Source organism: Euzebya tangerina (assembly GCF_003074135.1).
GTDB lineage: Bacteria > Actinomycetota > Nitriliruptoria > Euzebyales > Euzebyaceae > Euzebya > Euzebya tangerina.
Genome location: NZ_PPDK01000001.1, coordinates 2,749,986 through 2,776,053 on the forward strand (window position 1 = coordinate 2,749,986; position 26,068 = coordinate 2,776,053).

Sequence of the window (26,068 nt, forward strand, 5' to 3'; positions counted from 1 at the left end):
ACATGAGGGTCGGATGGCGCGAACCAGCCGGTACCGTGGCGCGGCCGTGTCCACCGAGAGCAACCTCTTCGGCGCCGACGCCCCGGAGCGGGTCGCCGGCGAGATCGTCTACGTCATCTACGCCGACCCGACCAGCGGGTTCGCGGTCGTCAGCCTGGACGAGGATCGTGAGGGCGCGATGAAGGCCAGCGGCCCGCTGGCGAGCCTGGAGGTCGGGCAGGCAGTTGAGCTGGTCGGGCGGTGGGAGACCCACCCGAAGCATGGACGCACGTTCCGCTCGGACTTCTATGAGTTGGCAACGCCACGCACCAAGAAGGGCCTGCAGCAGTTCCTCGCCAGCGACCGGTTCCCGGGCGTCGGTCAGGCGCTCGCCGAGCGGCTGGTGACGGCCTTCGGCATGGGGGTCGCCGATGTGATTGCCGCGGACCCGCACCGGCTGGTCGAGGTGAAGGGGGTGTCGACGGCCCTGGCAGCCCGAATCGCCGCTGCCTGGGAGGCGGCCGGCCTGTTGCCGCAACTCGTCCAGCTGCTTGCTGCCGTCGATCTCTCTCCCGCCGTGGCCCGAGCTGCCATCCGCGTCTTCGGTGACGAGGCGGTTGAGATCGTGGCCGAGGATCCCTACGCCTACCTGACGCTCCCTGGCGTGCGGTGGCGGCACGCGGACGCCCTTGGCCGGGCCGCCGGGATCCCCGAGGACGACCCTCGCCGGCTGGCGGCTGGCGCGATCGGCCTGGTCGGGGCGCTGTGCTGGCGCGACGGCCACACGTGGCTGGCGACCGAGGACGTGCTCCGACGCCTGCCCGCCGTCGTCGGTGGCGGGCCCGAACGAGCACAGGTCGCGCTGGACGAGGCGGCCTCCGTCGGCGAGTTGGACGTCGACCCCGACCCCATCGGCCCCGTGCCCGGCGGACGGGTGGCGCCCCGCCTGCTCCACGAGGCCGAGCTGACACTCGCCGCACACGTCGAGGACCTGATGGGCGACGTGGTCGGCCGACCCAACCCGCTGGTGGCTGCGGCTGATGAGGTCGATCCCACCGACACCGTGTCCCCAGGGTCCGAGACGTCGGACCAGGAGGATCCGCCTGCCGAGGCGGAGGAGTTGACCGCGGAGCAGGAACGAGCTGTCGCCGTCGCCATGACCTCCGCCGTGTCGGTCCTGACCGGTGGTCCGGGCACCGGCAAGACGCACACCGTTCGCGAGCTGATCCGGCGGGCGAGCGCCGCCGGTGCCGAGGTGGCGCTGTGTGCGCCGACGGGCCGGGCGGCGAAACGACTGGAGGAGCTGACCGGCCACGCCGCAACGACCGTCCACCGACTGCTCGAGGCCAGGCCCGTGCCGGGCTCGGGCTTCCAATTCGGCCGGACCGTCGAGAACCCGCTCCCGCAGGATCTCGTCGTGGCCGACGAGTGGTCGATGGCGGACGCCCACCTGGCCGCCTCCCTCCTGGAGGCACTCGAGCCGCCCACCCACCTGTTGCTGGTGGGCGACCCGGACCAGCTCCCGCCCGTCGGGCCCGGGGCGTCACTCCGCGACCTGATGGCCTGCGAGCGGATCCCGGTCACGCGCCTCGAGACCATCCACCGACAGGCGGCGCAGAGCCGGATCGTCACGCTGGCGCATGAGCTCAATGCAGGCCAGTCCCCGCTGATCGTCGGCCGCGACGGTGACGTCTTCGCGGTGCCCGAGCGGACACCAGCGGTTGCCGAGCGGGTCGCCGCCATCGTGGCCGAACGGGCGCCGGATTTCTTCGACTGCGCACCCTCCGACGTCCAGGTCCTGGCGCCGATGTACCGCGGGCTGGCCGGTGTCGATGCCATCAATGCCGCGCTGAAGGAGCGGTTGAACCCACCGGCCGGTCGGCCGGCCGTGGCTGGCTGGCACGAAGGTGACCGGGTTGTTGCCACCCGCAACGACGCCGAGTTGGACATCGCCAATGGGGACATCGGTGAGGTCACCGAGACGGACCGGGGCGAGACCTCCGTCACCGTCGCGTTCCCGCAGGGCTCGGTCACACTGGACGGGGAGCGTCTGGGCAACCTGGCGCCCGCGTGGTGCCTGACCGTCCACAAGTCCCAGGGCGGGGAGTGGCCGGTGGTGGTGCTGGTGCTCGACCGAACGCATCGGTCCATGCTCACCCGCGAACTGGTCTACACCGCGGTCACCAGGGCCCGTCAGGGGTTGCTGCTGGTCGGCGATCCGTCACTCCTGGCCACAGCGTCGACCCGGGTCGGGGCAGGCTTGGCAGCCCGTCAGACCACCTCCGCCGGTCGTGTGGCCGTGGCGCTGAAGGGGTAGGACCAAACCTGTACGAGCGGTGCTGTCGCAGCGCCCTCACGTCCCGCAATCCCGCCTTGCCAGGCCGACAGGAGCCCGCAGTGTCCGAACAAACGCCTCACCAGAACGTCGAGTTCTCCTCCAACGGCGGTACCGCCCACGGATATCTGGCCACCCCCGAGTCGGGCAGTGGCCCCGGGCTGATCGTGATCCAGGAGTGGTGGGGACTGACCGACCACATCGCCGACGTCACGAATCGGTTCGCCGCTCAGGGGTACACGGCGCTCGCCCCGGATCTCTACGGCGGGTCGATTACCCACGACTCGGAGGAGGCCGGTCAGATGATGCAGAACCTTCCCGAGGACAAGGCCGCCATGGATCTCGGTGGTGCGGTCGACTTCCTGCTGGACCATGGCGCCGTCACGTCGTCCAAGATCGGCGTCGTCGGGTTCTGCATGGGTGGCGGTTTCGTCATCCAGCTCGCGGCGCAACAGGGGGACAAGATCGGTGCCGCAATCCCGTACTACGGCGTGCTGCAGAGCCAGCCGGACTTCTCCGCGATCACGGCGGCCGTGCTCGGGCACTACGCCGAGACCGACGACTTCGCCCCCGCCGACAAGGCGCTGGAGATGGGCGCCGCGATCCGTGAGGCGGGGGGCCAGGCGGCCATCAACATCTACGGGGGCACGGGGCACGCCTTCTTCAACGACGAGAACCGGATGGGCACCTACGACAGCGACGCCGCCGCGGTGTCCTGGTCACGAACGTTGGCGTTCCTGGCCGAGAACCTGGGCTGATCGGGTGCCTCCAATCCGCTAGCCGACTGGCTCCGAACACATTGGTGTGGGGCGGGCGTTGCCGTGCGCCCGCCACGACCAGGCAAGGGGTGTTCACACCAGTCATGCGCCACCCGCGTGCGCACCGGAGAGACCACGATGAGCAGGACCCGTTCGAACAACCGCTGGCGGTTGCCAGTCTTGCTGGTGCGCTCATCTCGACCGTGGGCCAGGAGGATGCGCTGGACATCCTCATCGGACACTTCGGATGGGACCTGACCTTTCGAGCCCTCCACCTGCTGACCGGTGACGAAGCGGATCAGGCCCTGTACAGCGCGGTCAAGCGGCTTGGATCGGATCAGTCCGTCTGAGTGCCTCAGGCGATGACGCGATGGGCGACCGCGAGGACGCTCGCGCAGCCATCCGTGGCATTGCCGGAGAACCAGCAGTCACCCGCGGGGTGGGCATGCCGACGACAGTGGAAGACCGCGGTGGCCGCAGCCCGCACCGCCTGCATGAACAGATGCGCGGAGCGGTCAGGGTCGGTCGCCAGTGATGAGTCGTCCGCGGTCGCGACCTCGCGTGCTAGTCGACACGCGGCTTCGCCGCCGTCCAGTTCCCGGAGTCGACAGGTGGAGGACGGCCCGGTGAGACACCCGTCTGCCATCACGTGTCCCGTGGCGGCACGTCGAAGTTGAGCGGCCAGGGCCATGCCCTGACCGACGATGTCCTGGGGAGCATCGCCGTGCGTGCCGACTGTCAGACCGCTGATTTCCAGCAGCCACTCGGCTGTTGAAGGTGACACGTGCATCACGGTAACAACATCGGCTGTTCTGTCCGGGATCCTTAGCCCCTCCGTGTGGACATCGTAAGGTCTGCTCACTAGCCTCACGCGCGGGTGAGGAGCTACCACAAAGGACTGGCAATGCTTCAGGAATTCAGAGAGTTCATCATGCGGGGCAACGTGATCGACCTCGCTGTCGCCGTCGTGATCGGTGCCGCGTTCGCGGCGATCATCACCGCGCTGGTCGAGGGGATCATCAACCCGCTGATCGCGCTCCTCGTCGGTCAGCCCTCGATCACCGACGTCGTCGTCACGATCTCCGATACGGACTTCCTGGTCGGGCAGCTGATCGGGCAGATCATCAACTTCGTGCTCGTGGGCTTCGTGCTGTTCCTGGTCGTCAAGGGTGCGAACAAAGCGATGGAGATGCGCAAGCAGCCCGAGGATGAGGGCGAACCCGAAGTGCCCGAGGACGTGCAACTCCTGCGCGACATCCGCGACTCGCTGAAGGCCTCCAGCTAGCCAACACGCCCCCCAGACGCGGCCCGGGATCCGGGCCGCGTCTGTGCGTTCTCACCCCGCCGCCCGGCGGATGCGGTCCATCACGGCGACACCGACACCAATCGGGGGGACGGCCTCGATCACCACATCCTCAAGACCCCAGTCGTCAGCCTGCCGGAGCGCGGCGTACAGCAGGTGCGCCAGGTCCCTCGTGTCCCTCGGCATCCCGAGGATCCGCACGCCTGAGACGTCTGTGACCGGGGTGAGTCCCAGGTAGCCGACCGGGGTGCCCTGCTCGACGAGCTCAGCCACCCGTGACGGGCCTGACCCGATGTCCGCGACATGGACCCGGGCTGCAGGTCGATAGTGCGCATGTCTCGTGCCGGGAGAGGCGGCCAGGTCCGGCAGCCCACCGGTCAGCGCAGCAGGTGTGGCCGTGCCCAACTGCTCGGCGGTGATGGAGCCGGGTCGCAGGATGACCGGGTCCCGACCGCGGCAGTCCACCACCGTCGACTCGATCCCGACCGCGCAGGGACCAGCATCCACGATGATGTCAACACCAGCGGGGAAGTCGGCGGCGACATGCGCCGCCGTCGTGGGGGAGGGGCGACCCGAGCGGTTGGCGCTCGGCGCGGCCAGCGGCACACCAGACTGCCGGATCAGCTCGCGCGCCACCGCGTGGTCGGGCGCCCGAACGGCCACGGTGTCAAGCCCACCGGTGGTGATCCGTGGAACCGTCCGGTCCGCGTCGAGCACCAGCGTGAGTGGGCCGGGCCAGAACGCCCCGGCCAGCTTGGCCGCCAACGGTGTCACCTCTCTCGCCAGTGGGCGGGCCCCGTCCAGATCGCTCACGTGGACGATGAGCGGGTTGTCCGACGGGCGCCCCTTGGCTCGGAAGACGGCCTCGACGGCGGCCGGGTCCAGTGCGCTCGCGCCCAATCCGTAGACGGTCTCGGTGGGGAAGGCGACGACACCACCCTCCCGAAGGACCTCAGCGGCGGGTCGAAGCAGGGCAGCAAGCTCGCTGCCGGTGGTTCCGGAGGGAACCGACACGCGCTGGGGTCCCACCGCTCACCTGGCGCGCGACGGGGCCGGCCGCTGCACGGCCAGTGCGAGGTACGCCGCGACGTTGGGCGTGTCCACGTGACGTGGGAGCCGGGTCAACACGGCCCGGACCTTGTCAGCCGATTCCAGCGGGACCCCGGTCGCGTCCGGTGTCATCGCCTCGAGCAGTCGCGACAGGCGGTGCACCCGAGCCGCAGACGTCCGGCTGGTGTCGTGCAGGACGGTCCGGAGGCGTCCGAGCCAGCGCTGCGCTCCATGCACCTCGAGGTGATCGGCCAGATCGCGGAGCGCGGAGTACAGCGGCTGGACGGGCAGATCGGTCTCGCCGACGCCAGCCGCCAGGTAGGCCACCGCGCGGGAGATCACCGCATCGAGCCCGGCCCGCTTGACGTCGGACATCCCGGCCAGACGGGTGAGCTCGAGGATGAGGTGGTGTTGCCGGGCGGTGGAGCTGTCGGCGTCCAGGCATGACCGCAGGTCGCCCGCCCAGAGGTCCAGGCCGGCGTCGTCAAGGGCCCCCGCGATGTCAAGGGCATGACGGTACGCGTCGGGGGCGTCGTCCAGCTGGCTCCGCTGTGCCCATCGAGCCGGCTGGCGGCTGGTCTGGGACGGCGAGGCGGTGGGCATCTCCTCCACCGTAGCCGTCACGCCTGACGGGGACGCGTGACGGCCTCGATGTGTCGACTAGAAGGCGCTGTCGGCCAGCTCCATCACCCCGAGGTCCGTTGCGGCCATGATGTCAGCACGCGACGAGAGTTCGGGCAGGACGTTGTGGGCGAACCAGGACGCCGCCGCGATCTTGCCGGCGTAGAAGTCGGCATCGCCGTCCCGGAGATCATCCCGGGCCTGTGCGGCGATCGCCACTTCGGCGCCGCGCAGGGACAGCCACCCGACGACCAGCTCCGCCAGGCTGAACAGGAACGGGGTGGTGGACAGGCCGATCTTGTACAGGTCCTCGCCAAGGAACTGGACCATCGAGCCGAGCATCCGCTGGACGTCCGCCAGTGCGGTGGCCAGCCGAGCGCGCTCGGCGACCAAGACGTCGGCCCCGTCGTCCTTGGCGAAGTCCTGGATCTGGGTCAGCAGCCCGGTCAGGGTTGCGCCCTGGTCACGACCGATCTTGCGGAAGAACAGGTCCATGCCCTGGATGCCGGTCGTCCCCTCGTACAGCGTGTCGATCTTGGCATCCCGGATGTACTGCTCGATTGGGTAGTCGCGGGTGTAGCCAGCACCGCCGAAGACCTGGAGGGACATGGCCAGCAGCTCATAGGACTTCTCCGACCCGTAGCCCTTGACCAGCGGCAGCAGCAGGTCGTTCAGCCGTTCCCACCTGGTGATCTCCTCCGCGTTCGAACCGTCCACGTCGGCGTGGTGGGCCAGCTCCACCTGGTCCTGCACCCAGGCGGTGTAGGTCATCAGGGCACGCAGACCCTCGACGTGTGCCTTCTGGATCATCAGCATCCGGCGGACGTCGGGGTGAGCGATGATCGGCACCCGCGGCGCGGTCTTGTCGGCGGCCTGCTTGAGGTCCGGCCCCTGCACCCGCTCCTTGGCGTACTCCAAGGCGTTGAGGTACCCGGTCGACAGCGTCGAGATGGCCTTGGTCCCGACCAGCATCCGCGCGTACTCGATCACCTTGAACATCTGGGCGATGCCATCGTGGACCTCACCGACCAGCACGCCGCGGGCCGGGATGTCACCGTCGGAGAAGTACAACTCGGCTGTCGAGGAGGCCTTGATGCCCATCTTGTCCTCGACCGAGCGGACGAAGGCGCCATTGCGCTCGCCGATCGAGCCGTCCTCGTTCACCCAGTACTTCGGCACGACGAAGAGGGACAGACCCTTGGTGCCCGCACCGGCACCCTCGGGACGGGCCAGGACGAGGTGGACGATGTTGTCCGGCCAGTCGAAATCGCCGTTGGTGATGAACCGCTTGCTGCCGGTGATGGTCCATGTGCCGTCGCCGTTGTCCACCGCTTTGGTGCGTCCGGCACCGACGTCTGAGCCAGCGTCGGGCTCGGTCAGCACCATCGTGGCGCCCCACTTGTGCTCGATCATCGGCGTGACGAAGCGCTCCCGCTGCTCGGGCGTGGCGACCTCGTCCAGGATCTTCGCGAAGAAGGGCCCTGCGGTGAAGAAGAAGGCGGAGGCGTTGGCTCCAGCGAGCATCTCCGACGCCGACCACGAGACGGAGGGGGACGCGCCGTATCCGCCGAGGTGTGGCGGGACGTACAGCAGGTGCCAGTCATTGTCGAAGAAGGCGTCCAGCGACTCGTTCAACTCCGGTGGCACCGTGACGTCACCCGAGTCGGCATCCAGCTGCAGCGGCGTCCGGTCGGCAGCGGTGAAGCTGGCCGCGAAGTCCTCCCGAGCCAACCGGTCGACCTCACGGAGCACGTCCTGGGCGGCGTCGGCATCCATGTCTTCGAACGGCCCGGTCCCCAGGTGGTCTTGGACCCGGTTGACCTCGAAGAGGTTGAAGAAGAGGTCGCGGAGGTTGCTCTTGTAGTGGGTCACGGGATGACTCCGATGTCGCTTGAGGCGTGTTACTGGCCAGTAGGTTACTTGTCAGTAGCTTACTCGCGAGTAACCGTCTCGGCCAAATTCCGGTCAACCCGTCACGTGATCCGAGGGCTTGCCTTGAGGGGGAGCGTCCCCGCAGGATGATCCCGATGGCCATCCCGATGGCAGAGTCCGGCGCGGCATGGTTGGAGCGATCGCGCCGGCTGCACGAGGGCGGGGACGTCGCCGGTGCAGTCCAGGCCCTGGAGGAGGCGTATCGCTGGCTGCTGGAGGAGGGTCGGCTGGTCGAGGCCGCCCGGGCGGCACGGACCCGTGCCTATCAGTGCGCCCTCGACGGCGCGACCGCGAAGGCCGGGGGCTGGCTCGGGCAGGCTCGGACCCTGGCTGCGCAACACGGCGACCCCGTGGAGGTCGCGTGGCTCGAGCTGTTCGATGCCATGGGCGATCCGGAGGAGGATCGCGGGCTGCGCCGCCTGGAGGCGCTGCGACAGCGGGCTCGCGACGTGCACGCGCCTGATCTGGAGTGCGACGCCACGGCCTTGGTCGGGCACCGGAACGTGCAGCGCGGCCGCGTCGCGGCGGGGATGGCGCTGCTGGACGAGGCGCTGACGGCGGTCTGTGTCGGCCGTGTCGGCGAGGTCGTCGTCACCGAGGGCGCCTGCTGCCTGCTGCTCTCGGCGTGCGAGTTGACCGGCGATGTGGGCCGCGCCGACCAGTGGCTGGAGCGGCTCTCCGCCCGATCCAGCAGCGCCCGATCCAGCAGCGCCCGATCCAGCAGCGCCCGATCCAGTACCGCCCGATCCGGCAACGCCCGAACGGGTGCCCCGACGTCGTTGTCGCTGCGTCCGATCTGCCTGAGCTATCACGGTGGGATCCTGATGGCGGCCGGCCGGTGGCCGGAAGCGGAGGCGGCGCTGGCCGAGGCACTGGTGGAGCTCGGCGACAGCTACGCCTTCGCGCGCCACCAGGCCCGTGCCCGGCTGGCCGACCTCCGCTGCCGCCAAGGTCGCCACGAGGCGGCGGCGCGCCTGCTGGCCGGTGTCGAAGAGGACCCGGACGCCGCCGCTCCACTGGTGACCATCCACCTGGCGTTGGGTCGGGCAGCGCTTGCGGAGGAGCGCCTGATGCGGTCCCTCCCGGGTACCGATGGCGTCAACCGTGCTCGGCTGTTGGCTGTGGAGGTCGACGTGGCGCTCGCAGGTCACGATCCCGATCGTGGGCTCCGTGCCGCCGCCGAACTGGCCGACCTCGCGGCGGCATCCCGGGTCGCGAGCGACTTCCTGACCGGTCTCGCCGCTCTGGCCCGGGGGAAGGTCCTGGCCGCCACGGCGACGTCGGCCGAGGCCGCTGATGCCTTTCGAGCGGCGGTCGCCGCGTTCGCCGCTGCCGCGACCCCGCACGAGCTCGCCCGTGCCAGGGTCGGACTTGCGGAGGTGCTCGCAGCGGAGGCGCCGGAGGTGTCGGAGGCGGAGGCCCGGCGGGCCATGAGGACCGGGCACGACCTGGGCGCCGCGCCACTGGTCGACGTGGCAGCCGCCGTGCTGCGCACCCTCGGTCGTCCGGTCCGCTCCGGCGCTCGCGGCGAGACCCGGTTGACTGACCGTGAACACGAGGTCCTGGCGCTGATCGGTGAGGGCCTCAGCAACCCCGAGATCGCGACCCGACTGGTGATCAGCCGAAAGACCGTCGAGCACCACGTCAGTCGGATCCTGATGAAGCTCGGGGTGCGCAACCGCACGCAGGCAGCGGCCCACGCCCTCCGGGCCAGGCCATCGGATCACGAATAGGGGATCTCCCCGATGTGCGGGAGGATCTGCTCCCGCAGCGTGGGTGGCGAGGCAGGAACGGCCTGCCGGGAGAGGACCGCCATGACCACCAACAGCCCCGCCACCGTCTCGACGGACGACACCAGCTTCCAGATCAGCGCCGAGGCCGCCGAGGTCTATGAGAGCCGCTTCGTTCCGGCGATCTTCGCCGAGTGGGCACCGCGGCTGGTCGACTTCGTCGCCGTCCGGCCGGACGAGGAGGTGGCCGACATCGCGTGCGGCACGGGGATCGTGGCCCGCGAGGCCGCCGGCCGAGTGGGAGCCGAGCGCGTGGTCGGTGTGGACCTGAACAGGGCGATGCTCGATGTCGCCGAACGGCAGTCGCCGTCCATCACCTGGCTGCAGGGGGAGGCGGGCGACCTCCCATTGGCTGCTGGCAGCGTCGACCACGCCTTGTGTCAGATGGCGCTGATGTTCTTCCCGGACCGAGCGGCCGCGGTCGCCGAGATGGCCCGGGTGGCCCGGCGACGGGTCGCCCTGCTCGTGCCCGCTGCAGTGGACCAGCAACCGGCCTACCAGGTGTTCACCGATGTCGTCCGCCGCCATGCGGGTCCATCCGGTGCGGCCCTGGTCAGCGCGTACTGGTCGGCGGGGGACCCAGGATCCCTGAGCGACCTCCTGACCGGGGCCGGGCTGCGGAGCGTCGAGCTGGCGACGGTCGTCGGTACCGCCAGGTTCGACTCCGTCGAGGCGCTGGTGGCGACGGAGGTCGAGGGCTCACCGCTCGTCGATGCCATCGACACCGAGACCTACGACGCCATTCGTCGGGACTGCCGTGTCGAACTGGACCGCTTCATCGGCGACGACGGTCGGTGTGACGTCCCGCTGGTCTGTCACCTGGTTCGGGGGGACCACTGAGCACCAGCGCCGGTGACCAGCGCTCACCGCCCGGCGTCAGAAGCCGCGGCGGGGTCCGAGGGCCGCGTACGGCGTCGCCAGCAGGATCCTGAGGTCGGTCATGAAGGTGACCGAGTCCACGTAGTCCAGGTCGACATCCACGTGTTCGTGCATCATCCCGTTGCCGCGCTCGGAGATCTGCCACAACCCCGTCAGCCCGGGCTTGACGGCGTGTCGGCGGTGCATCCACTGGTCGTAGTGGGCCTCGACGATGCCGGGAAGTTCGGGTCGTGGACCGACCAGGCTCATGTCGCCCTTGATGACGTTGAGGAGCTGGGGGATCTCATCGATCGAGAAGGTGCGCAGCAGCCGACCAACCTGGTTCAGTCGTGGGTCGCGCTCGCTCTTGTGGGTGTTGCGACGCTCGATGCCGTCCCAGCGACCGTCGCGGAAGGCTTCGATGTCCCCCGCACTGGTCTCGCGGCGGTCGTGGTCCATCGTCCGCAGCTTGTAGGTGCGGAAGACCTCCCCACCCAACCCGACCCGGCGTTGCACGAAGAAGACGTCGGGACCCAGTGAGAGACGGACGGCGATGACGCCGGCGAGCAGGACGGGGGACAGGGCCACGAGGAGCACGACGGCGACCGTGACGTCGAACAGCGGCTTGATCAGCGAGACGTAGACCCCGGTCAGGGGTGCAGGGCTCCAGCGGTCAGCGGTGCTGGCGGGTGACGGCCGACTCGGCGGCGACGACGTGGGCCGAGGAGTCCGCGCCTGCACGTCCTCGACCCTCGAGGCGACGGGTGTTGGCCGACCTATGGAGAGGTCGGTGCCGTCGGGGTCGTCGGGAGGTGCCATGGGCGGGGCCTGGGTCGTGCGATCTGGGTTCAGGTCGCGGGAGGTGCAAGACTCGTGCGCCTATGGCTCAGGATTCGACACGGTACGGAACGATCTTTAGCCCGGGGCTCTTCGATGGACAGGTGGCGCTGGTCACGGGCGGGGGCACCGGCATCGGCCGCGCCAGCGCCCACGAGTTGGCGGCGCTGGGGGCGACGGTCGTGGTCGCGGCGCGCCGTGAGGAGCCCTTGATCCAGACGGTGGGGGAGATCCGAGGAGTTGGCGGCAACGCCTCCTGGACGACACTCAACATCCGTGAGGCGGAGGAGGTCGAGGCGGTGATCGGCGACGTCGTGGAGGAGCACGGCCGCCTCGACCTGCTGGTCAACAACGCCGGCGGGCAGTTTCCGGCGCCGTCTGAGCAGATCAGCCCGAACGGCTGGCGCACGGTGATCGATCTGAACCTCAACGGCACGTTCCTGGTGACCCGGGCGGCCTACACGACCTGGATGGCCGAGCACGGCGGGGTGATCTGCAACGTCATCGCCGACATGTGGCGGGGATTCCCGTACATGGCCCACACCGGGGCGGCGCGGGCCGGAGTGGACAACCTGACCAAGAGCCTCGCCATCGAGTGGGGGAGGAGCGGCGTCCGGATCAACGCCGTGGCACCGGGCACGATCTACTCCAGTGGGATGGACACCTACGACGAGTCCTTCCGGACTCACGCCGCGCGGCGGGCCTCCAAGATCCCGGTGGGTCGGGTGGGGACGGAGTCGGAGACCGCGGCTGCCATCACCTTCCTGCTGTCGCCCGCGGCGGCGTTCATCACCGGGGCCACCCTGCGGGTGGATGGCGGGGCGTCGCTCGAGAAGGCCGCGATGGTCCCGCTCGAGGCACACACCGCAATCCCGCCGTACAACGGCTTTCACCTCGCTCGGGAGATCCCGGAGGCGTGGGTGGACGACGGCGAGCCCGATGCGTGAGGCCTTCGGTGTCCTGACCGGGCTGCCCCACGAGTGGGATCACGATCAGATCGGCCGCGGCTGGGTGTGGACCGTCGCAGTCGGCGTCGTCATGGGGGTGGTCTGGCTGTCCGTCCAGCAGGTCGTCGGCCGGATCGGTGGGCCGTTCGTCGCGGCCGGTGCGCTGCTGCTGGTCCACGTGGTCGTGCTCGGTGCCAGGCCACAGCGGGGGCTGGCCGCCGTGGCCGAGGAGCTGACCGAGGAGCCGGACCCCGCCGTCGCACCGAGCCGTCCTGACACCGGCGGAGCTGCGGCTGCGGTGGTGATGCTGGTTCTGCTGATGATGAGCGGGATGGCGACCTTCAGTGCCGATGTGCCCGCCCTGCTCTTCATCGCACCACTCATCGGCCGGTCCGTTCAGGTGGTGCTGCTGCAGGGCTGTGGTGAGGACGTCGGCCTCCCCGAGCCGAGTGCACTGCAGCACACCGCGATCGTGGCGCTGACGGTGGCCGCGCTGGGTCTGGCCCCGGTGCTCAACACCGCGGTGCGCCCGGTGCGCGAGAACGCCCAGATCCAAGGCATCGAGTACGTCGTGGCGGGCCTGATCGCGCTGCTGGTGACGTTTGTCATAGCCATCGCGTGGCGAGGCTGGTTGCGAGCCCGCTTCGGCACTGTGGACGCCAATGCCTGGCACTCCATCGGGGCCGTGGCTGACCTGGCCGCCCTCCTGGCCCTGGTCGGTCAGATCAACTAGGCCCACGTCAGCTACGTCCACGTCGGCCAATTGGCGGCGACAGCTACCCTGGAGGCACATCAACTTCTGAGGAGTCATCAACCCCACATGGCCAGACGACGCAGCGGACGGCGACCGTCCCAGTCCCGCAAGTACATCGATGAGGAGACTCGCGCCAAGCGTGAGGCTCGCTCCGGCAACACCAAGGAAGAGGCGCTGGAGCTCGAAGGTGTCATCGAAGAGGCACTTCCCAACACCATGTTCCGCGTGAAGCTCGACAACGGGCACGACGTGCTCGGACACATCTCGGGCAAGATGCGCAAGCACTACATCCGAATCCTCCCCGGCGACCGTGTGACCGTCGAGGTCTCGCCCTACGACCTCACCAGGGGCCGCATCACCTACCGCTACAAGTAGGGCTCGCGCCGATCAGGTCAGGGCGAGGCTGAACTCGCGTAGGAGTTCGTGTGCGCGGCTCGAGTCCTCGGCGTGCTGCTGGGCGGCGAGGTCCATGAAGCCATCGACCTGCCGGGCGCTGTCGGGATCGATGGCGACGTAGCCCATGCGCCAGTCTGGGAAGTCGCGCTGGTCGATCTCGTCGACGTACAACGTGACGATGCCGTGGTGGCGGCTGTCGCGCTGGATTCGCGAGAAGGTGTCGTGCACCGCCTCCGCAGGCCCCTCCAGTGCCTGGATGAACCGGCCGTCGTGATGGAGGAGCACCCCGGTCACGTCCCATGCCCAGTTCAGATCACGGGCCTCGATCAGGATCGACTGCAACTTGGCGTCGCTGAACGCCTTGGCCGCGGTGCTGACGTAGACCAGTTGAAGCATGATGACGACTGCATCGGCACACAGCTTGCAATCCTTTAGCGCTGATCAGTCCTGGTCGACCAGCAGCAGGATCTTGCCGATGTGGGTGGAGGCTTCCATCTCAGCATGCGCCGCTGCCACCTCGGCAAGCGGATAGCGGCTGTGGATGACCGGCCGCAGGGACCCGTCGGCGAACCCGGGCCACACCTCCTCGACCAGCCGCTGCGCCAGCGCTGCCTTCTCCTCGACCGGCCGAGCGCGCAGCGTCGACCCCATCAACGTCAAGCGCTTGGTCAGCACCACCCCGAGGTTGAGCTCGGCCGTCGCGCCGCCCATCAGGCCGATCGTGACCATACGACCGCCGGTGCGCAGCGCGGCCAGGTTCTGAGCGAGGTATGAGCCCCCGATGATGTCGAGGACCACATCGACGCCGTGACCGAGCCCCGCACGGACAGCGTCGGCGAAGTCGGGGGTCTCGCGATAGTTGATCACGAGGTCGGCACCCAGGTCCCGACAGGCCCGGGCCTTCTCCTCGGTCCCGACCGTCACCACGACGGTTGCTCCGGCGCGCTTGGCCAACTGGATGCCGGCCGTTCCGACGCCGCTCGAACCGCCATGCAACAGGACCGACTCTCCCGCCGCCAGTCCGCCCTGCAGGATCACGGCGTCGAAGGCGGTGGCGAAGACCTCGGGAACGGCCGCTGCGGTCACGAGGTCGGTTCCCGGCGGCAGGGGCATCGCCGTGGAGGCGGCCACGACCGCCTGGCTGCCGTATCCGCCAGCGGGGACGATCGCGCAGACCTCATCACCCACGGACCACGACCCGACGTCGCCCTGAACCTCCGCGACAGTGCCCGCCAACTCGAGTCCCAGGACGTCGCCTGCACCGGGCGGAGGGGGATACATCCCGCGACGTTGCATGACGTCCGCCCGGTTGACCGCCGTCGTCGCAACGTCGACCAGAAGGTCGCCGTCGGCCGGCACCGGGGGATCGAGCGGGCCGAGCAGCAACGACTCGGGCCCTCCAGGTTCGGGGGCGGTGACGGCGTACACGGCGGGTCGTTCTCCCAGGTCGGCTCTGCACGGACGGCTGGCGACGCGGCCAGGAATGGGTCTGGCGGGTGCGTGCCACCTGACTGCTAGGATACGGCCGCACTGCACAGGCCACGTCCGTGTGCCGATCCCCGCAAGCAGACCCGAAGGAGCATGGTGTCAGTCCAGGTAGACGATGTCGTCACCGGCAAGGTGGTGAAGCTGCAGGATTTCGGCGCCTTCGTCGAGATCGATGCAGAGACCACCGGTTTGGTCCACATCTCGGAGGTGCATCGTGAGTTCGTGGACAACATCCACGCGTACCTCACCGAAGGACAAGAGGTCGAGGTGAAAGTCGTCGGGATCAAGGACGACGGCCGGATCGACCTCTCGATCAAGCGTGCCGAACCTGACTGGAGCGACGAGCCGCGCCCTCGGCCGACCGCGAAGGTGGACAAGGAGTTCAACCAGCGGCTCCGCAAGTTCATGCACCAGTCGGACATGATCCAAGGCGAGGTCCGCAAACGGAAGCGGGCCTTCTAGCCTCCCCATGGCTGCTGCAGCGGAGGGTGAGGGGGTCACGCGCGTTCTGGTCGTCGATGACGACTCCAACGTCCGGTTCACGGTGCGCGTGGCGCTCGAAGGGGCCCCGCCCAACGGTCAGCCCATGGAGATCATGGAAGCTGCTGGAGGCAACGCGGCTCTGACGTTCTTGCAGAGCCAGAAGATCGATGTCGTCCTGCTGGACGTGATGATGCCGGACATGGACGGGTTCGCGGTGCTCAAGAAGCTGCGGACCGAACAGCAGAACGAGGTTCCCGTCGTCATGCTGACGGCCCGCGGCCGCGAGTCGGACGTCGCCAACGCCTTCCGTGCGGGCGCCGATGCCTACGTGAGCAAGCCGTTCGACGTCGATGAGTTGGCGCGGATCACCCAGGACATGGCCGATATGCCACTGCGCGAACGTCGGAAGCGTCGGATCGAGGAGATGGAGCGCGCCGAGTTGCTGCTGCAGCTCGAGTACAGCTTCGACTTCGACGACGAGTAGGCGGCTCCCCGACGGGGCGCGGAGGGGCCGTTGGGCTGTGCGGGTCCCCTCAGTCCGCCGTCACGGACCGAGAGGACACGCAGCGAGTGCCCGGTGCGACCTAGCCGTCGAGGACGCCCTGCTCGGTCAGGAACTCGCTGGCGACCTCAGCCGGATCGGCGAGGTCGATGCGGATCTGCCCCAGCATCTCTGAGACGTTCTCCGTCGTGAGCACCGCGGAGACGGCGTTGAGGGCCTCGGTGGCTGCCTCGTTGTTCACCTCGGTCTGGATGACCGGGACGATGTTCTCCGCCGGCTGCAGACCCTGGTCGTCCTCCAGCAGCACCCACTCGTTGGCGCTGATCACGGCGTCGGTGGTGAACAGCAGGGCGACGTCGATCTCACCGGAGCTCAGCGCTTCGACCGTCACGGGTCCGCCAGCGTCCAGAGACCGGAAGTCGCCGAACGTGATGCCGTAGGTCTCCTCGTACCCGGGGATGCACAGGGGCCGCTCGGGGCACTCCGGCGGACCGCCGAGCGTCAGGTCACCGGCTTCGTCAGCCAGGTCGCTGACGGTCTCGAGGCCGAGTTCATCGGCGGTCTCGGGCCGGACGACCAGGCCGTTCTTGTCCTGGGCCTCGGCCGGCTCGAGGACGTCGACCCCCTCCTCGGCGAACTCCTCACGGAGTAGCTCGGTGGTGGCCTCGGTGTCCGAGCTGGCCTCGCCGGCCCCACCGTTCAGGAACTCCAAGGCCGTCCCGACATACTCCGGGTAGACATTGATCTCGCCCGACGTCAGTGCTGGGAGGACCACTTCGCGCGCGCCCAGCTGATAGCGGCGCTCGACGGTGAAGCCCGCCTGCTCCAAGGAGAGGGCGTACATCTCGGCCACCAACTCCTGCTCGTCGAAGTTCGTGGACCCGACGACGAGTTCGCCCAGGTCCTCGCCCGCTGCGGCGGCGTCGTCCGGCTCATCGGTCCCGTCGTCGGAACCGTCGGTCTCCTCGTCGTCCACCATGGTCTGATCTTCGGTGGCCGGTACGTCCTCGGTGGAGTCGGCGGCGTCCGTTCCATCGTCCGCATCGTCGGCGGCGCAAGCGCCGGCCACCAGGGCCAGCGCGAGCATCAGCAGCAGCGTGACGAGCCGGCGCGGCGATCGTGTCGTGTTGGTCATGACCTGAGATTCCTTCGTGTTGTGGACATCGGACTGATCTGTGATGGCCGCCTCGACCCTGCCCGGTGCTGGGGCCGACGAACCACTACGTCTCGACCCGCCTGTGCTGATCAGCGGGCTCGGCCCGTCGCTCCTGTGCGGCCTCGCGCAGCTGCAGGCCCTTCGGGACGATCAGACGCTGGATGCCGGCCAAGCCGGCCTCGGTGACGACCGACAGGACAGCAACGAGCACCGCCCCACCGATGGCGAGGATCTGTGCGGTCGTGGAGAACTGGAGGCCGCGATTCAGGCCGGAGATGATCGGCAGCCCGAGCCCGCCGAAGCCGACGATCGCGGCCAGGGTCACCGTGGCCACGATGTTGATCGCGCCCGTCCGGATGCCCGCCATGATCACGGGCAACGCCATGGGGATCTCGACCTGGAACAGCTGTTGGGTACCCGTCAAGCCCATGCCCTTCGCGGCGTCGACGATCTCCGGGTCGACCTGCGTCACCCCGACGTAGGTGTTGGCGAAGATCGGTGCCACACCGATCAGGGCGAACACCAGGACGAGCAGCGGATAGGAGAACCCACCGATCTGGAACGCGACGAGCAGCAGCCCGAAGGCCGGGATCGCCCGGAAGGCATTGGCGATGTTGATCGACACGACCGGTGCCCGGCGCGTGTGGGCGAGCCAGAGACCCAAGGGCAGAGCCAAGACCAGGGCGAGCGCCAGTGACCACGCGCTGAGGCCGAGGTGCTGCGCCACCAACGTCGGGACGCCATCGATGGCGCTGAAGTCGTTGCCGAGCAGCCACGAGACCGCCTCAGCGGTGAGCGACTCCTCCGCCTGCGCCAGGACGATGACCACGTCGCCGCCCGACTCGAGCGTCATCTCGTCGCCTCCCGGCTCCAGCGTCATCTCGTCGCCTCCCGGCTCCAGGGCGAGAGCCTGCGCTCCAACGCGACCAGCAGCAGATCGAGCACCAAGGCGAGGGCAACCGACAGCACGAACCCGACGACGGCCGGGGTCAGGTTCTGTCGCTGGAAGCCACGCAGGATGATCTGCCCCCAGCCGCCCTGGCCGATCAGCGCGGTCACCGTGACCAGGCCGATCGTCGTCACCGTGGCGATCCGGACGCCGGCGATGATGACCGGGAGGGCCAGCGGCAACTCGACCGACCGCAGCAACGCAGCATCGGTGTAGCCCATTGCCCGAGCCGCCTCGACCACCTCGGTGGGCACGTTGTCGAGCCCCGCGATGGTGTTGCGGACCAGGATCAGCAGCGTGTACAGGGTCAGCGGGATCAGCGCGGTCGTGGTCGACAGACCCGTCAGGGGCACGAGCGCGACGAACAGCGCGAGGGACGGGATCGTGAAGATGATCCCGGTCACCTGCAGGACGGGTGTCTGCCACCGCCGCCGACGTGAGGCGAGCACGGCCAGCGGGAAGGCGACCAGGAAGCCGATCACCACAGCCAGGACGGTCAGCGTCACGTGCTCGATCCCGCGCTCGACCATCGTGTCGGTGTTCTGCTGGATCCACTGCCAGTCGGGGAAGGGCCGCCCCTGCGCCAGGACGACCAGCGCTGCCTCACCGGTCTGCATGTGCGCTAGCCCAACGCCTCGGTGACCAGCTCCCGGGTCACGAGGCCCTCATAGCTGCCACCTGGGCCGACGCGCACGGCGACACCATTCGGTGAGGCCACGAGGACGTCGAGTGCGGTCCGCAGTGTGTCGTCGGCCAGGACCACGGCGGCGAACGGTCGGGCCACGTCGGGTGTGAGCGGGCTGGTGACGTCGACCACGTCGACCCAGCCATGGACCGTCCCGTCGTCGGCCAGCACCGTCACCCACTTCTCATCGGCCGCCTGGGCGGCTTGGCGGACCTCTTCCGGGCCATCACCGACGCGGGCGACCGGGCCTGGGTCGGCGGTGACCTCGCTGACCGGGATCAGCGCCAGCCTGCGGAGTTCACGCTCGGCCCCCAGGAACTGCTCGACGAACTCGTTGGCGGGGCGGGCCAGGATCTCGGTCGGCGTGTCCAACTGCTGCAGTCGGCCGCCCTCCGCCAGGATCGCGATCCGGTCGCCCATGGTGATGGCCTCGTCGATGTCGTGGGTGACGAAGACGATGGTCTTCTTCACGTCGGACTGCAAGCTCAGGAACTCCTCCTGCAGCCGGTGTCGCACGATCGGGTCCACGGCCCCGAACGGCTCATCCATCAGCAGCACCGGCGGGTCGGCGGCCAGCGCGCGGGCCACTCCCACACGTTGCCGTTGGCCGCCGGAGAGCTGATGTGGGTAGCGCTCGCCCAGTTCCGGTGACAGACCCACCGTCTCGACCAGCGTGTCGACCCGCTCGCTGACGCGGTCCGCCTCCCAGTCGAGCAGCCGCGGAACGGTCGCGATGTTGTCCGCGACGGTCCGGTGGGGGAACAGGCCGATCTGTTGGATGACGTACCCGATGCCTCGCCGCAACTCGGCCGCCTCCAATGAGGTGACGTCCTGGCCGTCGACGGAGATGGTGCCGCCGGTCGGTTCGACCATCCGATTGATCATGCGCATGGCCGTGGTCTTGCCACAGCCCGACGGACCGACCAGGACCAGGAACTCGCCCTCCTCGACCTCGAAGGACAGGTCGTCGACGGCCACCGTCCCATCGGGATAGCGCTTGGTGACGTGGTCGAAGGTGATCACGAGGGCAAGAGCTTACCGGGCCTGTCACCGACGCGGCCCGATCCGATGGTCAGAGAGCCCACCCCCGGTTGAGACTTTCACAACATGAACTAGACTTAAGTCTGTGACCGCCACACGCCCCCTGATCGACCTGCTGGGCGAGACGCGCGCGCAGATCGTGACCCGGATCCAGCGGTCCCCGCAGACTGCCCCGGAGCTGTCCGAGGCACTCCAGATCAGCCAAGCGGCGATCCGGCGACACCTGGCGGCGCTGGCCGGCGACGACCTGATCGCCGGCGAGGCCGTCCACGACGGCTCGATGGGTCGTCCTCGTGAGCGTTGGACCCTGACGGCCCGAGGCAAGCGACTGTTCGCCGACCGGTCTTCGGAGTTCGCCGACGAGCTCCTCGACCACCTGGAAGCCGCACACGGTCGCACGGCCGTGCTGGACTTCCTCAGGACCCGAAGCGAGGCGCAAGCCGACCGCTACGCCGAGCGGCTCTCCGGTGCTGCAACCCCACAGGAGCGAGCCGAGTTGCTCGCGGCCGCCCTCAGCGACGACGGCTTCGCGGCGCGGGTCGAAGAGACCGACGCCGGCTCCGGTGCAGCAGAGCGGAACTCCGGCGGCCAGACTGGCCGCACCCTGCAGTTGGTCCAGTCCCACTGCGCGATCGAGGGCATCGCTGCTGAGCATCCCGAGATCTGCGCACACGAGGCGGCGTTGTTCAAACGCCTGCTGGGTACTCCTGCCCAGGGGGTCAAGATCTCCCGCAGGACGACCATCGCCTCAGGCGGCACCGCCTGCATCTGCCACATCGAAGTCCCAACCGAGCCAGCCACATCAACCTCCACCTAGGAGCGCACGAGAACCATGTCGAGCACCATCTCCACACCAGACACCAAGGGCACCCGCGCCGAGGATCTGTCCGGCGAGGACGGCATCAAGGGCTACAACTATGGCTGGGCGGATGAGTCCAAGCCGGTCAACATCATCAAGAAGGGCCTCTCCGAGCAGGTCGTCCGAGAGATCTCCGAGCTCAAGGACGAGCCGGAGTGGATGCTGAAGGCCCGGCTCAAGGGTCTCAAGCACTTCAACAGTCGCCCCATGCCGAGTTGGGGGTCGGACCTGTCCGGCATCGACTTCGACGACATCTACTACTTCGTCCGGTCGACCGAGAAGCAGGCCAACACCTGGGAGGACCTGCCCGAGGACATCAAGAACACCTACGACAAGCTCGGTATCCCGGAGGCCGAGAAGCAGCGGCTGATCGCCGGCGTCGCGGCCCAGTACGAGAGCGAGGTCGTCTATCACAAGGTCCGCGAGGACCTCGAGGAGCAGGGCGTGCTCTTCCTCGACACCGACACCGGCCTGCGCGAGCACGAGGACGTCTTCCGGGAGCACTTCGCCAAGGTCATCCCGATCAACGACAACAAGTTCTCCGCCCTGAACACCGCGGTCTGGTCGGGTGGCTCGTTCATCGTGATCCCCGAGGGCGTCAAGGTCGACATCCCCCTCCAGGCCTACTTCCGCATCAACCAGCAGAACATGGGCCAGTTCGAGCGCACCCTGATCATCGCGGAGCCCGGCTCCTACGTGCACTACGTCGAGGGCTGCACCGCGCCGATCTACTCCTCGGATTCCCTGCACTCCGCAGTCGTCGAGATCGTGTGCAAGCCAGGCTCACGGGTCCGGTACACCACGATCCAGAACTGGTCCAACAACGTCTACAACCTGGTCACCAAGCGGGCTGCGGCCTACGAGGACGCCACCATGGAGTGGATCGACGGCAACATCGGCTCCAAGGTCACGATGAAGTACCCGGCCGTGTGGCTCATGGGCCGCGGTGCCCGTGGTGAGGTGCTGTCGGTCGCCTGGGCCGGTGACGGTCAGCACCAGGACGCCGGGGCCAAGATGGTCCACCACGCTCCTGACACCTCGTCCAACATCGTCTCCAAGTCGGTGGCGCAGGGCGCGGGGCGGACGTCGTACCGAGGCCTGGTCGAGATCCACGAGGGCGCCGAGCGCGTCAAGTCCTCCGTCGTGTGCGATGCGCTGATGCTGGACGACGAGTCGCGGTCCGACACCTACCCGTACATGAACATCGAGGAGGACGACGCCCAGATCGGCCACGAGGCCAGCGTCTCCAAGATCGGTGAGGATCAGCTGTTCTACCTGCAGTCCCGCGGGATCAGCGAGACCGAGGCCCTGGCGATGATCGTCCGCGGCTTCATCGAGCCCATCTCGAAGGAGCTGCCGATGGAGTACTCCGTCGAGCTGAACCGCCTGATCCAGCTGAACATGGAAGGGGCGGTCGGCTAGCGCCCCCGCCCACGTCGTCTCGGTCGTCCTCCTCTGAGCCGACGACCACCACACCTCCGACACGAAGGCCGATCTCACCGTGCCCAATCCGCTCACCCTCACCGAGACCGACGTCCTCGCGATCAGCGATGCCGCCGACGATCCAGCCTGGCTGCGTGACCGCCGCAGCGAGGCCTTCAAGGCGTTCAGCGACCTCGAGTGGCCGACCGTCCGTGACGAGGACTGGCGCTTCACCAACCCGGCACGGATCCCCCTCGACCGGGAGATCCTGACCAGCGGTGTGGATGTCCCCGCCCTCGCCGACGGCTCCTTCTGCCACGCCGCCGAGGCCGTGGCCGGCCTGGTCAGGCTGGTCGACGGCGGCGTCCAGTCCGCGGAGGCACAGGGTGGCCTGCCCGAGGGCGTGATCGTGACGGACCTCGCGACGGCTGCCCGCGAGCACCCCGAGTTGGTCCAGCAGACGCTCGGCTCGGTGGTGGGCAACGAGGAGATCTTCGCGGCCACGACGCACGCGGCGTGGACCGCCGGCGCATTCGTGCACGTCCCACACGACGTCGAGGTGGAGGGGACGCTGGTCGTCACCATCCAGGCCGTCACACCCGGCACCCACGTGCAGCACGTGGTCGTGTCGCTGGGGCGGCACGCGAAGGCCTCCGTGCTGGTGGAGCAGGTGGGGTCGACCGATGCGACCGTCCTCAACACCGTCGAGGCAGTTGTGGGTGACGGCGCCACACTCAACCTGGTCACCGCCCAGAACTGGGGAGCGGGCATCGCGCACGTGACCACCCATCGGGGCAAGGTCGGTCGCGACGCCACCTACCAGCAGACCGAGATCACCCTGGGCGGCGACACCGTCTACGCGCGGCCTGACGTGTGGCTGGCCGAGCGGGGCGGCAGCGGTGAGCTGCTGGGTGTGTACTTCCCCACGGGCACCGAGAAGATCGAGCATCGCTCCCTCATCTTCCACGACGCCGACCACACCACCAGCGACTACGTGCACAAGGGCGCCCTGTCGGACCAGGCGCACGCGACGTGGTACGGCAACATCCGCATCGACATCGATGCCAAGCAGACCGTCAGCGACGAGACCAACCGCAACCTGATCCTGTCGCCCGGGGCCAAGGCCGACACCCTGCCCTTCCTGGAGATCGAGACTGCCGACGTGGCCGCCTGCGGGCACCACTCCTCGGTCGGCCAGGTCGATGAGGTCCAGCTGTGGTACCTGCAGTCGCGCGGGATCTCTCGCGACGAGGCCGCCCGCATGCTGGTCTTCGCCTTCTTCACCGAGGTGCTCGACCGGGTCGCGGTCAGCGGCATCACCGAGACGGTCCTGGCCGACATCACCGCGGCCGTGCGTGAGGCGCCGGCGACGCTGATGGATCCCCGTCGAACGGCCATCGGACGATCTGCGTCCGTCGACACCGTCGAGGCGGGCACCGCCCACGTGGACACCACGGGCACCGGAGCGTCGATCGGTAGCGCCGACGCCGGTGCTCCGCCGGCTGACTTCGGCGGTGGGGCATGAGCTTCGAGTCCGTTGCCGCCCTGGACGACCTCGTTGTCGGTCAGGCCAAGCAGGTGGTCGCCGGTGACGAGCCGATCTGCCTGGTGCGCACCGACGACCGGACGGTGAAGGCTGTTCACAACGTGTGCAGCCACGCCCAGTTCAACCTCGACGAGGGCTGGGTCGAGGACAACCACATCGAGTGCTCGCTGCACGGGTCCTCCTTCGACCTCGACACCGGCCAGCCGGACTCCCTCCCCGCAGTCAAGCCCATACCGACCTACGCGACGAAGATCGACGGTGAGCAGGTGCTGGTGGACGCCGCCAGCCCCACCAACGACGCCGCACCACCCCGACACTGATTCACCAATCCAACCCGAGGAACCAACCACCATGAGCGCACAAATCCAGATCGACGGCCTGCGAGTTGAGGTCGAGGGCAAGGAGATCCTGACCGGCCTGGACCTGATCGTGAAGCAGGGTGAGACGCACGCCCTGATGGGTCCCAACGGCTCGGGCAAGTCCACGCTCGCCTACGCCATCGCCGGCCACCCGGCCTACGAGGTGACCGGCGGATCCATCCTGTTCGACGGCGAAGACGTCACCGAGATGGCGCCCGACGAGCGCGCCCAGGTCGGCCTGTTCCTCGCGATGCAGTACCCGACCGAGATCCCCGGCGTGTCGATGACCAACTTCCTGCGGACCGCCGTCAACGCAACCCGCGAGGAGGACCTGCCGGTCCGCGAGTTCATGACCAACCTGCGGGCCGGGATGGCCGACCTGAAGATGGACGACTCCTTCCTCTCCCGAAACGTCAACGAGGGCTTCAGCGGTGGTGAGAAGAAGCGGTTCGAGATCCTGCAGATGGCGATGCTCGAGCCACGCATCGCGGTGCTCGACGAGACCGACTCGGGCCTCGACGTCGACGCGCTGAAGGTCGTGAGTACGGGCGTCAACCAGTTGGCAGGCCCCGACCTCGGGATCCTGCTGATCACCCACTACACGCGCATCCTCAACTACATCACCCCCGACCACGTCCACGTGATGACCGGCGGCCGGATCGTGAAGACCGGCGGCGCCGACCTCGCCGAGGTATTGGAAGAAGAGGGCTACGAGCAGTTCAGCTGAGGCGTCAGCTACGTTCCAGGTGCGAGGAGGTACGCGAATGGCAGGCACGACAACCGGGTTCGATCCGGCTGCCATCCGCGCCGACTTCCCGAACCTGCACCGAGAGGTGCACGGCAAGCCGTTGGTCTACCTGGACTCAGCCGCCACCTCGTTCAAGCCCCAGGTGGTCATCGACACCCTGGCCGACTCCTACAGCCAGCACACTGCCAACGTGCACCGCGGCGTGCACGCCCTCGCCGAGGAGGCGACAGACCGCTACGAGGCGGCGCGGACGGCCGTCGCCGACTTCGTCGGTGCCGACCCCCGGGGTGTGGTCTTCACCAAGAACGCAACCGAGGCGTTCAACCTGATCGCCCAGAGCTACGCCAAGCAGCAGCTGGGCGCCGGTGACATTCTGCTGTACACCGAGATGGAGCACCACGCCAACCTGGTGCCCTGGCAACTGGTCCAACCCGAGGCCGGATTCGAACTGGCCGCCGTGCCGGTCCGGGCCGACGGCACGCTCGACCTGGACACCTTCGCCGAGATCGTCCGGACGGGCCGGGTGAAGCTGCTGGCCGTCACCGCGATGTCCAACGTCGTCGGCACCATCAACCCCGTGGCCGAGATGGGCGCCGCGGTCAAGGCCGCAAACCCCGAGGCCGTGGTCGTCGTCGACGGCGCCCAGAGCGTCCCGCACCTGCCCACCGACATGACCGAACTGGGCGCAGACTTCCTCTGCTTCAGCGGCCACAAGATGTGCGGCCCCACCGGCATCGGGGTCCTGGCCGGTCGACTCGACGTGCTGGACGCGATGCCGCCGTTCCTGGGCGGCGGCGAGATGATCCTGGACGTGCACCTGTTCGGAGCGACCTACAACGAGGTCCCGTACCGCTTCGAGGCCGGAACGCCGATGATCGCCGAGGCAGCCGGGCTCGGGGCCGCGGTGCGCTACCTGACCGATGCCGGCATGGACGCGGTCCGGTCCCACGAGATCGAGATCGTCGAGCACGCCATCCCCGCACTCCACGACATCCCGGGCGTGACGGTGCACGGGCCGACCGATCCGAAGGCGCGTGGCGCCGCGATCAGCTTCGTCGTCGACGGGCTGCACCCGCACGACATCGGGACGGTCCTCGATCGCGAGGGCATCGCCGTGCGGGCCGGTCATCACTGTGCCAAGCCGCTCATCAGGGCCCTCGGCAAGGCGGCGACGACGCGCGCCTCCTTCTACCTGTACAACACGGTCGAGGAGATCGACCCCCTCTGTGACGCCATCCGCGCAACCCAAGCCTTCTTCGAGGTATGAGCC

28 protein-coding genes are annotated in these 26,068 nt (G+C 68.5%); 17 read left to right on the forward strand and 11 right to left on the reverse strand.

Annotated elements, in window-relative coordinates; translation table 11 throughout:
* Window positions 1–46: 46 nt before the first annotated feature.
* The 3 genes from recD2 to C1746_RS12700 all read left to right on the forward strand — a co-directional run bounded on the left by recD2 (window position 47) and on the right by C1746_RS12700 (window position 3,422).
* Entirely contained in the window at window positions 47–2,296 is a 2,250-nt protein-coding gene (recD2, locus tag C1746_RS12690; protein WP_162867690.1) for an SF1B family DNA helicase RecD2, read from the forward strand.
* Between the two features lie 80 nt (window positions 2,297–2,376).
* A complete protein-coding gene (locus C1746_RS12695) occupies window positions 2,377–3,072 on the forward strand; it encodes a dienelactone hydrolase family protein (RefSeq protein WP_116714926.1) in 696 nt (231 codons plus the stop codon).
* Between the two features lie 104 nt (window positions 3,073–3,176).
* The gene (locus C1746_RS12700) at window positions 3,177–3,422 is read left to right on the forward strand and encodes a hypothetical protein (RefSeq protein ID WP_116714927.1); all 246 of its coding nucleotides are present in this window, start codon (window positions 3,177–3,179) and stop codon (window positions 3,420–3,422) included.
* A 5-nt stretch (window positions 3,423–3,427) separates the two neighbouring features.
* Here C1746_RS12700 and C1746_RS12705 read toward each other — a convergent pair whose 3' ends face one another.
* A complete protein-coding gene (locus tag C1746_RS12705) occupies window positions 3,428–3,856 on the reverse strand; it encodes a hypothetical protein (RefSeq protein WP_162867691.1) in 429 nt (142 codons plus the stop codon).
* Window positions 3,857–3,976: 120 nt separating this feature from the next.
* Here C1746_RS12705 and mscL point away from each other — a divergent pair, with 120 nt between their 5' ends.
* On the forward strand, window positions 3,977–4,357 hold the full coding sequence (mscL, locus tag C1746_RS12710) for a large conductance mechanosensitive channel protein MscL (protein WP_116714929.1): 381 nt from the start codon (window positions 3,977–3,979) through the stop codon (window positions 4,355–4,357).
* 51 nt (window positions 4,358–4,408) lie between these two features.
* Here the strand turns inward: mscL and C1746_RS12715 are convergent, their stop codons facing one another.
* The 3 genes from C1746_RS12715 to C1746_RS12725 are packed head-to-tail and all read right to left on the reverse strand — an operon-like array spanning window position 4,409 to window position 7,918.
* Window positions 4,409–5,389, reverse strand: coding sequence for an L-threonylcarbamoyladenylate synthase (locus tag C1746_RS12715; RefSeq protein ID WP_116714930.1), 981 nt, complete (start codon window positions 5,387–5,389; stop codon window positions 4,409–4,411).
* Window positions 5,390–5,407: 18 nt separating this feature from the next.
* Window positions 5,408–6,028 carry a hypothetical protein gene (locus tag C1746_RS12720; protein WP_162867692.1) on the reverse strand — a complete coding sequence of 207 codons (621 nt, stop codon included), beginning with the start codon at window positions 6,026–6,028 and terminating at the stop codon, window positions 5,408–5,410.
* Between the two features lie 57 nt (window positions 6,029–6,085).
* Window positions 6,086–7,918, reverse strand: a complete 1,833-nt coding sequence (locus C1746_RS12725; RefSeq protein WP_116714932.1) for an acyl-CoA dehydrogenase — start codon at window positions 7,916–7,918, stop codon at window positions 6,086–6,088.
* A gap of 155 nt (window positions 7,919–8,073) precedes the next feature.
* Between C1746_RS12725 and C1746_RS22795 the strand changes: the two genes are divergently transcribed.
* Complete coding sequence (locus tag C1746_RS22795; RefSeq protein ID WP_162867693.1) at window positions 8,074–9,711, forward strand: LuxR C-terminal-related transcriptional regulator; 1,638 nt, start codon at window positions 8,074–8,076, stop codon at window positions 9,709–9,711.
* Between the two features lie 81 nt (window positions 9,712–9,792).
* On the forward strand, window positions 9,793–10,608 hold the full coding sequence (locus C1746_RS12740; RefSeq protein WP_116714935.1) for a methyltransferase domain-containing protein: 816 nt from the start codon (window positions 9,793–9,795) through the stop codon (window positions 10,606–10,608).
* Between the two features lie 36 nt (window positions 10,609–10,644).
* Here the strand turns inward: C1746_RS12740 and C1746_RS12745 are convergent, their stop codons facing one another.
* Window positions 10,645–11,445, reverse strand: a complete 801-nt coding sequence (locus tag C1746_RS12745; RefSeq protein ID WP_116714936.1) for a sugar transferase — start codon at window positions 11,443–11,445, stop codon at window positions 10,645–10,647.
* A gap of 62 nt (window positions 11,446–11,507) precedes the next feature.
* Between C1746_RS12745 and C1746_RS12750 the strand changes: the two genes are divergently transcribed.
* The 3 genes from C1746_RS12750 to infA all read left to right on the forward strand — a co-directional run bounded on the left by C1746_RS12750 (window position 11,508) and on the right by infA (window position 13,539).
* Window positions 11,508–12,410: an SDR family oxidoreductase gene (locus C1746_RS12750; protein WP_116714937.1), complete on the forward strand. Its 903-nt coding sequence runs from the start codon at window positions 11,508–11,510 to the stop codon at window positions 12,408–12,410.
* Entirely contained in the window at window positions 12,403–13,143 is a 741-nt protein-coding gene (locus C1746_RS12755; protein ID WP_116714938.1) for a hypothetical protein, read from the forward strand. Before C1746_RS12750 ends, C1746_RS12755 begins: the two co-directional genes overlap by 8 nt.
* Before the next feature lie 135 nt (window positions 13,144–13,278).
* Window positions 13,279–13,539 carry a translation initiation factor IF-1 gene (gene infA, locus C1746_RS12760; protein WP_240598977.1) on the forward strand — a complete coding sequence of 87 codons (261 nt, stop codon included), beginning with the start codon at window positions 13,279–13,281 and terminating at the stop codon, window positions 13,537–13,539.
* A gap of 12 nt (window positions 13,540–13,551) precedes the next feature.
* On the opposite strand, the gene C1746_RS12765 is transcribed toward infA, so the two are convergent.
* Window positions 13,552–13,956, reverse strand: a complete 405-nt coding sequence (locus tag C1746_RS12765) for a BLUF domain-containing protein (RefSeq protein WP_116714940.1) — start codon at window positions 13,954–13,956, stop codon at window positions 13,552–13,554.
* Window positions 13,957–14,001: 45 nt separating this feature from the next.
* On the reverse strand, window positions 14,002–14,988 hold the full coding sequence (locus C1746_RS12770; protein WP_116714941.1) for an NAD(P)H-quinone oxidoreductase: 987 nt from the start codon (window positions 14,986–14,988) through the stop codon (window positions 14,002–14,004).
* 156 nt (window positions 14,989–15,144) lie between these two features.
* On the opposite strand from C1746_RS12770, the gene C1746_RS12775 reads away from it, so the two are divergent.
* A complete protein-coding gene (locus C1746_RS12775) occupies window positions 15,145–15,510 on the forward strand; it encodes a S1 RNA-binding domain-containing protein (protein ID WP_162867694.1) in 366 nt (121 codons plus the stop codon).
* Window positions 15,511–15,517: 7 nt separating this feature from the next.
* On the forward strand, window positions 15,518–16,015 hold the full coding sequence (locus C1746_RS12780) for a response regulator transcription factor (protein WP_116714943.1): 498 nt from the start codon (window positions 15,518–15,520) through the stop codon (window positions 16,013–16,015).
* 100 nt (window positions 16,016–16,115) lie between these two features.
* On the opposite strand, the gene C1746_RS12785 is transcribed toward C1746_RS12780, so the two are convergent.
* The 4 genes from C1746_RS12785 to C1746_RS12800 form a co-directional block, all read right to left on the reverse strand.
* Window positions 16,116–17,168, reverse strand: coding sequence for an ABC transporter substrate-binding protein (locus tag C1746_RS12785; RefSeq protein WP_116714944.1), 1,053 nt, complete (start codon window positions 17,166–17,168; stop codon window positions 16,116–16,118).
* A gap of 85 nt (window positions 17,169–17,253) precedes the next feature.
* Window positions 17,254–18,069 carry an ABC transporter permease gene (locus tag C1746_RS12790; protein WP_116714945.1) on the reverse strand — a complete coding sequence of 272 codons (816 nt, stop codon included), beginning with the start codon at window positions 18,067–18,069 and terminating at the stop codon, window positions 17,254–17,256.
* Entirely contained in the window at window positions 18,066–18,755 is a 690-nt protein-coding gene (locus C1746_RS12795) for an ABC transporter permease (protein ID WP_116714946.1), read from the reverse strand. Before C1746_RS12795 ends, C1746_RS12790 begins: the two co-directional genes overlap by 4 nt.
* A 5-nt stretch (window positions 18,756–18,760) precedes the next feature.
* Window positions 18,761–19,846 carry an ABC transporter ATP-binding protein gene (locus C1746_RS12800; protein WP_116714947.1) on the reverse strand — a complete coding sequence of 362 codons (1,086 nt, stop codon included), beginning with the start codon at window positions 19,844–19,846 and terminating at the stop codon, window positions 18,761–18,763.
* Between the two features lie 103 nt (window positions 19,847–19,949).
* Here C1746_RS12800 and C1746_RS12805 point away from each other — a divergent pair, with 103 nt between their 5' ends.
* From C1746_RS12805 to C1746_RS12830, 6 genes are all read left to right on the forward strand, one after another.
* A complete protein-coding gene (locus C1746_RS12805) occupies window positions 19,950–20,681 on the forward strand; it encodes a helix-turn-helix transcriptional regulator (protein ID WP_116714948.1) in 732 nt (243 codons plus the stop codon).
* A 15-nt stretch (window positions 20,682–20,696) separates the two neighbouring features.
* On the forward strand, window positions 20,697–22,145 hold the full coding sequence (gene sufB, locus C1746_RS12810; RefSeq protein ID WP_116714949.1) for a Fe-S cluster assembly protein SufB: 1,449 nt from the start codon (window positions 20,697–20,699) through the stop codon (window positions 22,143–22,145).
* A gap of 79 nt (window positions 22,146–22,224) precedes the next feature.
* Window positions 22,225–23,670 (forward strand): Fe-S cluster assembly protein SufD, encoded by a 1,446-nt coding sequence (gene sufD, locus C1746_RS12815; RefSeq protein WP_116714950.1) that lies wholly within the window; start codon window positions 22,225–22,227, stop codon window positions 23,668–23,670.
* Window positions 23,667–24,011: a Rieske (2Fe-2S) protein gene (locus C1746_RS12820; protein ID WP_116714951.1), complete on the forward strand. Its 345-nt coding sequence runs from the start codon at window positions 23,667–23,669 to the stop codon at window positions 24,009–24,011. The genes sufD and C1746_RS12820 overlap by 4 nt, the downstream gene beginning before the upstream one ends.
* 31 nt (window positions 24,012–24,042) lie before the next feature.
* Window positions 24,043–24,777, forward strand: coding sequence for a Fe-S cluster assembly ATPase SufC (sufC, locus tag C1746_RS12825; RefSeq protein WP_116714952.1), 735 nt, complete (start codon window positions 24,043–24,045; stop codon window positions 24,775–24,777).
* A 37-nt stretch (window positions 24,778–24,814) separates the two neighbouring features.
* On the forward strand, window positions 24,815–26,065 hold the full coding sequence (locus C1746_RS12830) for an aminotransferase class V-fold PLP-dependent enzyme (RefSeq protein WP_116714953.1): 1,251 nt from the start codon (window positions 24,815–24,817) through the stop codon (window positions 26,063–26,065).
* Window positions 26,066–26,068 lie beyond the last annotated feature (3 nt).

What these genes read in the sequence shown, in the direction of transcription:
- C1746_RS12830 (WP_116714953.1), top strand. Translation starts at nt 24,815, where the DNA reads ATGGCAGGCACGACAACCGGGTTCGATCCGGCTGCCATCCGCGCCGAC.
- C1746_RS22795 (WP_162867693.1), top strand. Translation starts at nt 8,074, where the DNA reads ATGGCCATCCCGATGGCAGAGTCCGGCGCGGCATGGTTGGAGCGATCG.
- C1746_RS12785 (WP_116714944.1), bottom strand. Translation starts at nt 17,168, where the DNA reads ATGACCAACACGACACGATCGCCGCGCCGGCTCGTCACGCTGCTGCTG.
- sufC (WP_116714952.1), top strand. Translation starts at nt 24,043, where the DNA reads ATGAGCGCACAAATCCAGATCGACGGCCTGCGAGTTGAGGTCGAGGGC.
- C1746_RS12700 (WP_116714927.1), top strand. Translation starts at nt 3,177, where the DNA reads ATGCGCCACCCGCGTGCGCACCGGAGAGACCACGATGAGCAGGACCCG.
- mscL (WP_116714929.1), top strand. Translation starts at nt 3,977, where the DNA reads ATGCTTCAGGAATTCAGAGAGTTCATCATGCGGGGCAACGTGATCGAC.
- C1746_RS12720 (WP_162867692.1), bottom strand. Translation starts at nt 6,028, where the DNA reads ATGCCCACCGCCTCGCCGTCCCAGACCAGCCGCCAGCCGGCTCGATGG.
- C1746_RS12820 (WP_116714951.1), top strand. Translation starts at nt 23,667, where the DNA reads ATGAGCTTCGAGTCCGTTGCCGCCCTGGACGACCTCGTTGTCGGTCAG.
- C1746_RS12795 (WP_116714946.1), bottom strand. Translation starts at nt 18,755, where the DNA reads ATGCAGACCGGTGAGGCAGCGCTGGTCGTCCTGGCGCAGGGGCGGCCC.
- C1746_RS12740 (WP_116714935.1), top strand. Translation starts at nt 9,793, where the DNA reads ATGACCACCAACAGCCCCGCCACCGTCTCGACGGACGACACCAGCTTC.
- C1746_RS12755 (WP_116714938.1), top strand. Translation starts at nt 12,403, where the DNA reads ATGCGTGAGGCCTTCGGTGTCCTGACCGGGCTGCCCCACGAGTGGGAT.
- C1746_RS12750 (WP_116714937.1), top strand. Translation starts at nt 11,508, where the DNA reads ATGGCTCAGGATTCGACACGGTACGGAACGATCTTTAGCCCGGGGCTC.
- C1746_RS12790 (WP_116714945.1), bottom strand. Translation starts at nt 18,069, where the DNA reads ATGACGCTGGAGCCGGGAGGCGACGAGATGACGCTCGAGTCGGGCGGC.
- C1746_RS12765 (WP_116714940.1), bottom strand. Translation starts at nt 13,956, where the DNA reads ATGCTTCAACTGGTCTACGTCAGCACCGCGGCCAAGGCGTTCAGCGAC.
- C1746_RS12780 (WP_116714943.1), top strand. Translation starts at nt 15,518, where the DNA reads ATGGCTGCTGCAGCGGAGGGTGAGGGGGTCACGCGCGTTCTGGTCGTC.
- C1746_RS12745 (WP_116714936.1), bottom strand. Translation starts at nt 11,445, where the DNA reads ATGGCACCTCCCGACGACCCCGACGGCACCGACCTCTCCATAGGTCGG.
- sufB (WP_116714949.1), top strand. Translation starts at nt 20,697, where the DNA reads ATGTCGAGCACCATCTCCACACCAGACACCAAGGGCACCCGCGCCGAG.